Source organism: Lamprocystis purpurea DSM 4197 (genome assembly GCF_000379525.1).
GTDB lineage: Bacteria > Pseudomonadota > Gammaproteobacteria > Chromatiales > Chromatiaceae > Thiodictyon > Thiodictyon purpureum.
This window is the reverse complement of sequence record NZ_KB902509.1, coordinates 145,914-158,101: the sequence shown is the minus strand read 5'-3', so window position 1 is coordinate 158,101 and position 12,188 is coordinate 145,914. Positions and strand designations below refer to the sequence as shown.

Sequence of the window (12,188 nt, the reverse complement as noted above, 5' to 3'; positions counted from 1 at the left end):
TCTGTGGTACGTCCCCTATTTCCTCTGTGGTACGTCCCCTATTTCCTCTGTGGTACGTCCCCTATTTCCTCTGTGGTACGTCCCCTATTTCCTCTCTAAGCGTCGCTCATCACTGCTTCTCCATATTCAAAAAACCTTAATGAATACAACATATTAGCGTCACCCATGGTCGGTGTTGTTCTGAAATCCTTTTCCATGAGAAACGTATCGAAGAAACGGCGATTATTGTCATCTTTCCCTTTTTTATAAGAGAGAGCGGAAAGAACTATCTTGGCTGGCCGGATACGCTGACGAATCGCGTTACGCAAAAATTCATGATCAGAGTCATCGAATAGTTTCGGAGTGAAACCTACTCGTTCATTTGCGAAGTAATGTAGTTTCGTCCAACCTAGAACACGCTGTACTTTTCCTGGGTCAAGGCGCTCCATAATCGTACAAATATCGTCTACCATCAATTCTCCGTAATGCACGTTATCAGAAAACATCTCGCGGATGTAACTCGGATCAACAGCCTCAATTTTCGCTACTTGAACAAGAGCTTGTTCTGCAAAAGAAATCTGTTCACTCGTCATTTTTTGCTCAATTTCGGCAGATGTAACAGATCCGATATTCGGTGAACCTTTCGAGAGAAAGTTCTCATCAAGGGCAAGGTGCCGCAGCGCAATAAATCGGCCGAACATAATCTCTGGTTTCGATTGAAGACCCTCGTCAAGACGTGAAAGCCACGCCAATCCTTCAGAAGGAGATCTATCACACGTCATGAGAAAGTCGACCACTGGATTGTCTTTGTCGTTCTCGCTTGTATCCGTATTGAATGGAGCGCCCACATTGGAATTTTGGTTGTCATCCTGTATATCGTCTTCATCGGCCATAAAGACAGAAAGCACCGGCGCATTAATTAATCGAAACCGATCAACTGGCACCCATTCTGGCTTGAGCCTCCATACAATCCATACGAGTGGATCGCCAACCGCGATAAGCCAGGCAGGTAGTGATAATAGACCAATGAGAGGCACGCCTGCTCGTGATAAGGCGCTAACCGGAATTGCAATTGCCATCGCGACAGCTAATATAACTGAAAGTCCAAGCCAAAACTTTAAAATATTAAGCCAGACATTGAGCGTCATGAAACTTGCCTCTCCATCGGCGTTGTTAAAAATCCAGAGTATAGTATAAAGAAGCGATGCTACTAATATGCGAATCAGCGCTATCTGTAGGGTAGAGCGCCAACTGATCTTCTGAAAAAACTCGGTAACAGTCATTTTCTCACCCTCTTGTTATCGGAGTCGTCGAGCAGTGCAAGTACATCTGTCGTGCCGCTCATCTTGTTGTTGACTATCCTTCTCTTTTTGCAGCATCTACTGCTGCGGCAAGTGATGAATATGAGCCTTTGAATGGTTTGCCATCTTTCCTAATATAGAATTTCGGGCTACCGAACACACCTCCAGACTCTTTGACAATTTCATATTTTGAATATTTTCCATATATTGTTTCGACGACCTCATGCTCAGACATATGAACCTCTTAATAAGGTAAAAAATAGACGATTAGACCAGTTGCAATTGCTCGTCACGGTTAATCGCCAACAACCATGAACGGCCTAACGAATAAGCGTTTATCCGTTGTGCGCGCCGCGCTGATCTCGGGTCGTGGCACGGCGCCCGGCGCGCCAGAGTCAAGGGGTCACAGAGTCAAGGGGTCAGGTCTTGCCTTTTGCCTGACGTGAGGCGACAGGCAAGACGTGAGACCTGACCCCGTTCGCCTCTTGACCAATGGCAAAGTCGGCCTAGCAAAGCCAGAGGACGAAAGTTCGGAGCGCATGCCGCTGAGCGGCGGGGGGCCAGCATCGCCATATCTACCACCTCCAAGTAAGCGAGGCGAAAAACACTCGGCCGCACCGGCGCAGACCGGTCGGCATCAAGGGCTGGTCACACTGCCGACCAGCGAAGAATAACCGCAGCTAGAGTCTACGTTTTTCGTAGAGTTGATACAAGGGGATGTCGCGACCATCCCCGCATGGTCAAGAAATCCTCAACGACGCCTTGCTGCTTCGGTGCGCGCTTGCGCCAAGCCCGCGAGCGCGCGGGACTGGCCCAGGACAAGTTGGGCGTTCTCATTGGGCTGGATGAGGGGTGCAGCAGCGCCCGGATCAGCCGCTACGAGACAGGTGTACACGAGCCGCCTTTTGAGACGGCCCGCAAGCTGGCTCAGGTTCTCGGGGTTTCGGTGACCTACTTTTACTGCGAGGACGACTGGCTGGCCGACTTGGTGCTGAGGCTGACGGCGCTGACCCCGGCGCAGCGGGTTGAGCTGGCCGCCTGGTTGGACCTGCGGCGCGGGGTAATCTAGCCCGTGATCTTGCGCTGAGAGGGCACCGCGCCGACACTTCGCCGACTCCCCGCCAAACCCATCCCGGAGGAACGGTTCGATGACCGCGCAACCCAGGTACACCGACCGGGACGACTCCCCGACCGACGATCACATCATCCAACTGCACGGGGTCACCTGGGCCGACTACGAGCGCCTGCTCGCGATCCGCGGCGACCACTCCGCGCCCCGCATCGCCTACCTCCACGGGACAGTCGAGATCATGAGCCCCTCGCAAACCCACGAGTCCGTCAAGTCGATGATCGGCTGCCTGGTCGAGACCTGGTGCCTGGAGCGCGGCATCCCCTTCCTGACGGTCGGCTCTTGGACACTTCAGTCCAAGCCCAAGTCGCGCGGGGTCGAACCGGACGAGAGCTATCTCTTCGGCGATCCCAAGACGGCGGAGCGCCCGCAGCTCGCAATCGAGGTAGTGTGGACCGCCGGGCGGATCGACAAGCTGGCCATCTACCGCCGGCTCGGGGTGGCCGAGGTCTGGTTCTGGCGCAAGGGCCGTATCACCTCCTACGCCCTGCGCGGCGAGCACTATGTCCCGATCGCCGCGAGCGAGGTTCTGCCGGGCCTGGACCTGGAACTCCTGACAGGCTTCCTCGACAGCCCGACCACCTTCGACGCCATCCGCGGGTTTCAGGCGGCGCTGCGCGCCGGGGGCACCACGCCGTAGCGCCGTTGATCCGGCGCCCGGACGTTGCCCCGGGCGTCCTGAATCGGGTGTCCGAACCTGAGCGGGAAGGGGCCAGAGCGGAATGGCGCTAAGTTAAGCGCGAGACCCCATTGCCTGTTCGTGCAACCCAGAAGTCTTTCTCGATACTGGCGGCCGGCAGGCGCAGCCGGGCTTCGGCCTGCTGGAACGCGACGGCGCGATCCGCGGCGGACAGGGTTAGAACCAGCGCAGCGCTGCGATCACGGTGCCGCTGATGCGCCCGGCGGTTTGCATGTTGCGCGGGGTAGTCTGCTTGAGGACGATCTCGCGACCGTCGGCGAGGCGCAGCATGCGGGTCGGGCCGTGCGCAGGCGCCCATCCCGACACAGGCGGGTCAGCGCCTGATCGTTACTGTTGCCATCCGCGACCAGGAGTCGGTACTCAGCGCTGCTTATTGGGATGGCCGCTCTTGCCGAGGTCCTGGATCTGCGTAAAGATCGAGCCGCCCAGGATCTGCTTTAAGCACTGCAACATCTCGGCGTAGTCTCGATTCAGCATGTATTTCCCCCCGGGTCGCAACCGACCAGAGAGCGACCGTAATATCCCACACGCAATCGATACGCTGTGCCGACGAGCCCTCGACAAATCCGTCGTCCGAGTCGTCGTCCAGCGTGGCGACTTTCACAATCAAGCGATTGAGCTTCATGATTTCGATAAATCACCCGGTAGCTATGGACGAAACGCTCCCTGACCGCTACGTCTCCAACCTCAGGGACCACGCGTCCGATTTCTGGAAAACGACCGATGGACGTGGCGGTCGCGAACATTCAGCGCCCGCGCAGACCATCCTCGAACCGCCCGACCTCGCGCAAGACCTCCTCGAAATCCGGCGACGGCCCATAGAACATCGATTCCCGCATCTTCTGATAGTCGGCCCGCCAGTCAGACAGGAAAGCCGGGGCGGGTCGCAATCTGAGCCCTGCCGGGGTCAGGCCGTCGTAGCCATGGTCATCGTGCAAGGATTCCGGAAAGTAGATCGCGCGATGCCGGACGACGTTGGCGAAGAGCCCTTCGGTGGTCAGGGCCGCGTCGGCGATTCCGGCCCCGATCAGACAGTAGACGTCGTAGTAGTGGCGGGAGAGCCGCGCCCTGGGTGGCTTGGGCGTCTTCCGGCAGGCCTGTTCGTGCAACAGCATCGCCTTTTCGATGAAGGTCCGCTTGGGTGAAACCACGCGCACTGTGAACCGGCCCAGGCCGACCGCCGCCGGAAAGACCCTGGCGATGTCCGGCTCGATTTCGCAGTGCTCCAGCGGTTCGGTGTCGGAACGGGCGCCAAGCTCCACCCGCACGACCGGGCGGACATAGGGCGATAGGCTCGCCTCCTTAGGCTGGAGGACGCCCGGGTAGTGAAACAGCAAGGTTTGTCGATCGGGGTCGTCGGGATCCGCCACGAGGTTCCAGTGGAGAACCGGCGGGATGACCGTGGCGAGATGTTGTTCGAGCGTCGGCAACAGGCGTTCCTGGATCGCGGCCCGTGCCCGCTCCTTGACGCCTTCGACCCGCTTGCGCTTTTGCTTCGCGGATGGGGCGTTCTCCGGCGCGGCGTCGCCTTCGATACCGAGGAATGGGCGGTCGATGACCAGATCGATATCTTCGGAAAAGCGCTGGATCAGGTCCCAGGCCTTTGAGAGCGAGGTGCCGCCCTTGAAGGTGAGATGGTCCTGCCAGTCCGGCAACGAAAATAGGGCTCGCAGCGTAAAGCAGACCCAGAAGTCTTTCTCAATGCTGGCGGCCGGCAGGCGCAACCGGGCTTCGGCCTGCTGGAACGCGACGACGCGATCCGCGGCGGACAGGGTTAGGAACTGATCCAAGGGTCGTGGTCTCCGTCGTCATGGACTCGAGCGGTCACTGCTCCTTGGGGGCAAACACCGTACAACGTAGTTTCCCCCCATTGAGCACATTTACTGGACTAGCGCGGCCAATGCTTCGTGGGGGGGCTTGTTGCTGCGCAATAAGGCAACCCCACCCCGGTCGCCTGGCTTAGCTCGGTCGGACGACTCCATGGGGGGGGTGCTCCAGCCAACTATCCGCCCATCCGGCGTGTTGAATTGGCGAGCACGGACGCACCCTTGACGGGTGGCGACAAGCCCGACTCGGCCTCGTCGGCGATGTGGCGCAGCGCGGTTGTAAGCCAGTAGGCCGGCGCGCATGGCGCATCCTCGCGCAGGGTGGCTTTGTCCTGGTCGGACAATCGCCGGCGCAGCTTGCCGATAATGTCGCTATCCACCGCGTCCCGCCCGAGCCAGCGCAGCGCTGCGATCACGGTACCGCTGATGCGCCCGGCGGTCTGCATGTTGCGCGGGGTAGTCTGCTTGAGGACGATCTCGCGACCGTCGGCGAGGCGCAGCATGCGGGTCGGGCCGTCGGTCAGGAACAGGAGCTTCATCGGGACCTGCTCGGTCAGACCCAGTTGGTTGGCGGCATAGGCACCGGCCGGTTGCAGGCGCAGCGCATCGCGGCCCGCCAGGGCTGCGGCGACCGCGTCGCTGGTGACGGACAGCTCGCCGAACAGCGGATGCTCGCGCGGCAAGGCGTAGAGCCCGCGGCCGACCCGGCGCAGGCGCCCATCCCGACACAGGCGGGTCAGCGCCTGATCGATGGCGGCGCGGCTGCCGAGATCGAGAAAATCGCGGGGCGTGAGCACTTGCCCGGACGCTGCACCGGCGAAGCGCTCGCAAATCTGCTCGGCGAGGGACAGCGGGTCTTTGGTCGTGGTCATGTCAGAAAAAATAGTACGTTTTTCTGACAAAGGCAAGCTCAACAATCATCGGGGGTAGACCCTGAGGTAAGGCTCACCAGTTCACGGTTCTGGCCAAAACCCGTAATCCATCATTTCCTGGAATGATCAAGGGCAGGAAGCCGAAAACACCGATTCGGCAAGTCCGGTTTCTCGAGCGGCGACGCGGCCTTGATCATCGTTTCGACCGTCCGCGGACGGTCCGCACAGCGGACCCTCACTGCCATTAAGTTAAGCGCGGACGACGCGGCTTCTCGTTCCCACGCTCCGCGTGGGAATGCCGGGCGGGCGCTCCGCGTCCGGTCTTGGCGCCGGACGCGGAGCGCCCGCACGTGCTCCCACGCAGGAGCGTGGGAGCCAGAACGGCAGTTGGACGGTCCGCGCAGCGGACCCTACGGTGACACCGTGACCTGTAGGGTCCGCTGTGCGGACCGACGACGGTGCAGATCGCGCGGTGGCCGGGTTTATGACCAAGGCCCGCGACGCGGCGCGCGACCGGGAAGCGCGGGGCGCCCTGGTCATCGCCCCTATTTTAGCGATCCTTTACCGTAACGATCCTCAAAGCCGGCACGAACCTTGTCGATGGCGTCCTTGTTCATGCCGCTGAAGTACCAATCATGGCCAGGGATGGGCTTGAAGTGCTTTGTCAGCAGGGCCTTGGCGAACTTCTCGTTGCCATCCTTCTTATGGACGACCTCGTTGAGTTCCGGTATCCACTCGAAGTAGGTGTTCTTGGCCACCTCGTAGATGCCGTGCCACCAAGTGTAGTCCGGACCGCTCATGGAGGCCCCATGGCGGGCGCGGCGGCCCTCGTGGTGCCAGATCTCCCACCAGGTCCATTCGATCTTCTCGTCGAAGGGCGCGGGCGTGATGTAGCCCTTGTCCTTCAACTCAGCCATTACCGCGGCGATGGGCTTGGCAAACTTGTCGTTGTAGAGGTCCACGACGCCGTCGAACTGGGCATAGTGGCCCTCGATGACGCTGGTGGAATGGCAGCCGAAGCAGACCTTTTCCATGTTGGCGCGGCGGTCCTTCCAGGTCAGCACTTCGACGACCTTGGAGCCCTGGGCGGCATCCCCCACCGCGGGAATCGGCTTGCCCTCGGGAACATCGAACTCCTGCCCGTTCTCCAGCCGCACCAGGTTGATCTTGGTGGAGATCGGCGGACGCAGGGTCCAGGAGATGCGCTCGCCCACGTTGTGAGTCTTGCCGATGCCGGGGCCGGCGCTCATGTGGCAGGTGGCGCAGGTGGGGGCTGCGGAATAGTCCACGCCGGCGACCCACTTGTCCGAATCCAGGTTCATCTCGGCGATCTGGGCACGGTAGATGATGCCGTGTTTGGACTCGTTATAAACTTCCATTTGTGGATGATCCGGCCCGACATGACACTTGCCGCAGGTGTCGGGGGTACGTGCCTGGGCGCGTGAGAACCGGTGACGGCCATGGCAGGCGGAACAGGAGCCCTTGGAGCCGTCCGGGTTAATGCGGCCGATGCCGGTGTTCGGCCAACTGCCCGGCAAGGGCCGGCCTTTGTTCTTGCCCTCGGTCACAAACTCGAGTGTCCCGCCGTGACACTGACGACAGCCGGCGTTCACCGCCTCGGGTCCGCCGAGAACTTCGCCTAGCAGGTTGTCCAGCGAGGCCAGAATGTCACCCGCCTTGGCATGGTGTGAACCGTCCATCTGCTGGAATTCGGTGTTGTGGCAGCGCGCGCAGTCCTTCGGGGTCACGACGATGGAAATCAGCGCATCCTCGTGTTTGAAGGCGTCGATCTCGCCTTCCTTGGCCTCGTGGCAATCCAGGCAGGTGACCCCGGCCTGTCCGTGCTTGCTGCGGTTCCACTCGAGATGCAATGCGGGGCTCTCGGTCATGTGACAGTCCACGCAGTCCTGCCCGCGCGGATCGCCCCAGTCGACTCCGGGCTGACCCACGGCACGTTCGGCCTGGGCCGTCTGAAGCAAACCCAGCAGACCAACGACGATGCACAGACAGCGACCCAGGCCGGCGCCGTTGGCCGGTCGGCGGTTGCAGTGGTGATGCAGCATGATGTACTCCTCTCTCTTGCTTTCTGGCGGTTTGGATAATCCTGACATGAGCAGTCAGCCATCAGCTTGAGTGTAGAACACGGCCTTGGGAGCGCTGGCGCAGCAACAGCTGACGGCTGTGCGCTGACTGCGCTTCCTGGAAGGATTGCACCAGCAACCTTGCCGAGAGCGGCCCCCAAGGGCCTTGATCCAAGTCAAACGCGACCTCACTTTTCCGCACCGTGAATGGTGCGCTGCGACCGCTCCAACGCAACGAACACGGATGAATCTGAATTTTTGGTCACTTGACCACAACCGCCGCACTGTTGACTCTACCGCCCGCACCGGCACCGTCGGCGCGCGGCCGATCCGGAGCGCGTCGCGGTTCCAATCATCAACCAACCACAGCAGACACGGGAGTCACGCATGATCGAGGTTCGCGAGCTCAGTCGGAGTTACGGCGAGCTGAAGGCAGTGTCGGGGGTCTCCTTCGATATCGGCCACGGTGAGATCGTCGGGCTGCTCGGCCACAACGGGGCCGGCAAGACCACTATCATGAAAATGCTGACCGGCTATCTGGAGCCGAGCAGCGGGACCATCCGCATCGACGGGCTGGACCTGGCCGAGCACCGCCGCTCGGCCCAGCGCCGCGTCGGCTACTTGCCCGAGAACTGTCCGCTCTACCCGGAGCAGACGGTGCTGGATGCGCTGGAGTATCAGGCCGTCCTGCACGACATCCCGCGGCACGCGCGGCCGGCAGCCATCCGTCAGGCGGTGGAACGCACCGCCCTGACCGCCAAGGCGAGCGCCCCGGTCGCGACCCTGTCGCGCGGCTATCGCCAGCGCCTGGGGGTGGCCCAGGCCATCCTGCACAGTCCGAAGATCCTGATCCTCGACGAGCCGACCAACGGCCTGGACCCGACCCAGATCCAGCACATGCGCGGTTTGATCCAGGAGTTGGCGCAGGACGCCACCATCATCGTCTCCACGCACATCCTGCAAGAAGTCGAGGCGATCTGCGGCCGGGTGCTCATCATGAGCGGCGGGCGTCTGGCGCTCGACAGCAGCAGCGATGCCATCGGCCGTCATCCGCGGCTGCGGGTCACCCTGGATCGCCCCGCGGCGGAGGCGGCGCCCGTTCTCAGCGCCCTACCTGGGGTGACCGGCGTGGAATTGGTGGACGAGCCGGCCGGGCGCCACTGTTTCGCGCTCAGTCTGGAGGATGCGGCAGCAGCAGCCCCGGCCGTCGCCCGCGCGATGGCCGATCAGGGGTGGAATCTGTTCGGACTGGAACCGGAGCGGCGCGACCTGGAGGCCCTGTTCCGCGCCGTCTCCGGGGCCGCGACCCCCGCCGACGCGCCATCCGCCCAGACCGTCACGGAGACCGCCCATGTCTGACATTCTGCGTATCGCCCGCAAGGAGTTGGCCGCTTTCTTCGGCTCTCCGGTGGCCTATATCTTCATCGGCACCTTTCTCGCCGTGTGCCTGTTCGTGTTCTTCTGGGTGGAGGCCTTCTTCGCCCGCAATATCGCGGACGCCCGCCCGCTGTTCGAGTGGATGCCGGTGCTGCTGATCTTTCTGTGTGCCGCGCTCACGATGCGTATGTGGAGCGAGGAGCGCCGGGCGGGGACCCTGGAAATCCTGCTGACGCTGCCGGTGCCGACCTGGCGGCTGGTGGCGGCCAAGTTCCTGGCCGCGCTCGCTCTGGTCACCATCGCCCTGACGTTGACCCTGCCGCTGCCGGTGACCGTCTCGCTGTTGGGTCCGCTGGACTGGGGTCCGGTCATCGGGGCCTATGTGGCGACTCTGCTGCTGGCCGCGGCCTATCTCTCGATCGGGCTCTTCGTCTCCTCCCGAACCGATAACCCGATCGTCGCCCTGATCGGCAGCGTCCTGGTCTGTGCCCTGTTCTATTTGCTGGGCTCCGAGGCCCTGACCAGCCTGGTCGGCAATCGCGGCGGCGAACTCTTGCGCCTGCTCGGCAGCGGGTCCCGTTTCGATTCGATCACCCGCGGCGTCATCGACCTGCGCGACCTCTATTACTATGCAAGCATCGTCGGTGTCTTCCTGGCACTCACGGTCTACAGCCTGGAGCGGCTGCGCTGGGCGCCGGACAGCGACCGGCCGGCGGGTCATCGCCGCCTCACCCTGATCACCCTGCTGGCCGCCGCCAACTTGTTGGCCGCCAATCTGTGGCTGCACGAGGTCGACGGGGCGCGCACCGACCTGACCCAGGGCCAGGTCTACACCGTCTCCGACGCCACCCGGACCTATCTGGACCAGATCCAGGAACCCTTGCTGATCCGCGGTTATTTCAGCGCCCAGACCCATCCGTTGCTGGCCCCCCTGGTCCCGCAGATTCGCGATCTGCTGCGCGAATATCAGGTGGCCGGCGGCGGCCGGGTGCGGGTGGAGTTCGTCGACCCGGCGGACCATCCGGACTTGGAGCGCGAGGCCGGCGAACAGTTCGGCATCCGTCCCGTGGCCTTCCAGACCGCGAGCAAATACCAGTCGGGGGTCGTCAACTCCTACTTCGACCTGGTGGTGAAGTATGGCGACCAGTTCGAGCATCTGGGCTTCCAGGATCTGATCGAGGTCAAGGTCCGCGGCGAGAACGATCTCGATGTGCGGCTGCGCAACCCCGAGTACGACATCACCCGGGCGATCAAGAAGGTGCTGTACGGCTATCAGGGCGGCGGCGACCTGTTCACCGGCCTGGGTCAGCCCATCAAGCTGCGCGCGTTCGTCTCGGCGCCGGGTCAACTGCCCGAGCCGCTGCCCGCGTTGCGGGCTGATCTGGAGGGACTGCTCGGTGACTTGCAGGCCAAATCCGCCGACCGCTTCAGCTTCAGCATCGAGGACCCGGCAACCAATCAGGCGCTGACCCGGGAGGTCGAGGACCGCTTCGGCTTCAAGCCGCTGGTGATCGACCTGCTCAACCCCACGCCCTTCTATTTCTACCTGGTTTTGGAGTCCGGGACGCGCGCCGAGGCGGTGCCCCTGCCCGAGTCACTGGACAAGGCGGGTCTGCAACGCGCCATCGAGGCGGGTATCAAGCGTTTCGCCCCCGGTGTCCTGCGCACCCTGGCGGTCTATACCCCGCCCCAGGCCGGCGGGGAGTTCGGCATGCCGGCGGCCCGTCCGGACTATGGCATGCTCCAGGCGCAATTGCGCGACGGTTTCAATCTGCTGGAAACCGATCTGAAAACCGGCCAGGTGCCGGCTGACGCGGACCTGCTGTTGGTGCTGGGACCGCGGGATCTGGACCAGAAGCAGCAATTCGCCATGGATCAGTTCCTGATGCAGGGCGGCACCGTCCTGGTTGCGGCCTCCAGCTTCCATGTCGAACTGGGACGCGGGGCGATCAGCGCGCAACCCCAGGACACGGGCCTGGAGTCCTGGCTGGCGGCCCAGGGGCTGAGCTTGGGCAAGTCACTGGTGCTCGACCCGCAGAACACGCCCTTCCCGATCCCGGTACAGCGCAATCTGGGCGGTTTCATGGTGGAAGAGATCCAGATGCTGGATTACCCCTACTTCCCGGACGTACGGGCCGAGGGCCTCTCCAACGAATCGGGGATCACCGCCAACCTGGGTCAGATCACCATGAACTGGTCCTCGCCCATTCAGGTCGATCCGCAGAAGACCGCAAACCATCGCGTCACCGAACTCATCCGCAGTTCCAGTGACGCCTGGACCAGCGACTCGACCGAGATGCAGCCGGACTTCCGCGCCCATGGCGACCTGGGCTTCCCGATTGGCGACGACCAAGGCACCAAGGTGCTGGCGGTGGCAGTCGAGGGACGTTTCAGCTCGGCCTTCATCGGCAAGCCATCACCCTTGCTGCCTGACCCGGCGGACCAGGAGACGAAGGCGGCCGACACGGCGCAGCCGCAGACGGACGATCCGGACGCGGCGACGCCAACCGCTGCCAAGCCGCCGGCTAAACCGCCGGTCGCCCCGGGGGTGATCGAATCCTCCCCCGCCGCGGCGCGCTTGATCCTGCTCGGCTCGGACAGCTTCCTGACCGACACCGCCATCACGCTGGCCAGCGAGGCGACGCAGAGCCGCTATCTGAAACCCATCGAACTGGTGCAGAACGCCGTCGAGTGGTCACTGGAGGACCGGGGCTTGCTAACCCTGCGCGGCCGCGGCCAGTTCAGCCGGCTGCTCGAACCACTGAGCCGCGAGGGGCGGATGGCCTACGAGTACCTGAACTATGCCCTGGCCCTGGGTGGCCTGGCGCTCCTCTACTGGCTGGCACGCCGGTCGCGGCAGCGGCGTGATCGGGCCTTGGCGCGCTATCTCGAACCGGCGTCGACGCAAGGCAAGGGCTGATCC

General features: G+C 62.4%; 9 protein-coding genes. 4 read left to right on the top strand and 5 right to left on the bottom strand.

Annotated elements, in window-relative coordinates; all coding sequences use genetic code 11:
* Positions 1–95: 95 nt before the first annotated feature.
* Together A39O_RS40990 and A39O_RS40985 are read right to left on the bottom strand one after the other, a co-directional pair.
* Positions 96–1,262, bottom strand: coding sequence for a hypothetical protein (locus tag A39O_RS40990; RefSeq protein WP_157640261.1), 1,167 nt, complete (start codon positions 1,260–1,262; stop codon positions 96–98).
* Between the two features lie 73 nt (positions 1,263–1,335).
* The gene (locus tag A39O_RS40985; protein ID WP_157640260.1) at positions 1,336–1,515 is read right to left on the bottom strand and encodes a hypothetical protein; all 180 of its coding nucleotides are present in this window, start codon (positions 1,513–1,515) and stop codon (positions 1,336–1,338) included.
* Positions 1,516–2,061: 546 nt separating this feature from the next.
* Here A39O_RS40985 and A39O_RS0118930 point away from each other — a divergent pair.
* Together A39O_RS0118930 and A39O_RS0118925 are read left to right on the top strand one after the other, a co-directional pair.
* Positions 2,062–2,349 (top strand): helix-turn-helix domain-containing protein, encoded by a 288-nt coding sequence (locus tag A39O_RS0118930; protein WP_211211630.1) that lies wholly within the window; start codon positions 2,062–2,064, stop codon positions 2,347–2,349.
* A 79-nt stretch (positions 2,350–2,428) separates the two neighbouring features.
* The gene (locus A39O_RS0118925) at positions 2,429–3,049 is read left to right on the top strand and encodes a Uma2 family endonuclease (RefSeq protein WP_020506237.1); all 621 of its coding nucleotides are present in this window, start codon (positions 2,429–2,431) and stop codon (positions 3,047–3,049) included.
* Positions 3,050–3,855: 806 nt separating this feature from the next.
* On the opposite strand, the gene A39O_RS34250 is transcribed toward A39O_RS0118925, so the two are convergent.
* From A39O_RS34250 to A39O_RS0118900, 3 genes are all read right to left on the bottom strand, one after another.
* Positions 3,856–4,899: a nucleotidyl transferase AbiEii/AbiGii toxin family protein gene (locus A39O_RS34250; protein ID WP_020506234.1), complete on the bottom strand. Its 1,044-nt coding sequence runs from the start codon at positions 4,897–4,899 to the stop codon at positions 3,856–3,858.
* Positions 4,900–5,111: 212 nt separating this feature from the next.
* Entirely contained in the window at positions 5,112–5,807 is a 696-nt protein-coding gene (locus A39O_RS0118905; RefSeq protein ID WP_020506233.1) for a DUF6088 family protein, read from the bottom strand.
* 545 nt (positions 5,808–6,352) lie between these two features.
* A complete protein-coding gene (locus A39O_RS0118900; protein ID WP_020506232.1) occupies positions 6,353–7,870 on the bottom strand; it encodes a multiheme c-type cytochrome in 1,518 nt (505 codons plus the stop codon).
* Positions 7,871–8,275: 405 nt separating this feature from the next.
* On the opposite strand from A39O_RS0118900, the gene A39O_RS0118895 reads away from it, so the two are divergent.
* Both A39O_RS0118895 and A39O_RS0118890 read left to right on the top strand, forming a co-directional pair.
* Positions 8,276–9,247 (top strand): ABC transporter ATP-binding protein, encoded by a 972-nt coding sequence (locus A39O_RS0118895; protein ID WP_020506231.1) that lies wholly within the window; start codon positions 8,276–8,278, stop codon positions 9,245–9,247.
* Entirely contained in the window at positions 9,240–12,185 is a 2,946-nt protein-coding gene (locus A39O_RS0118890; protein ID WP_020506230.1) for a Gldg family protein, read from the top strand. Before A39O_RS0118895 ends, A39O_RS0118890 begins: the two co-directional genes overlap by 8 nt.
* Positions 12,186–12,188: the final 3 nt, after the last annotated feature.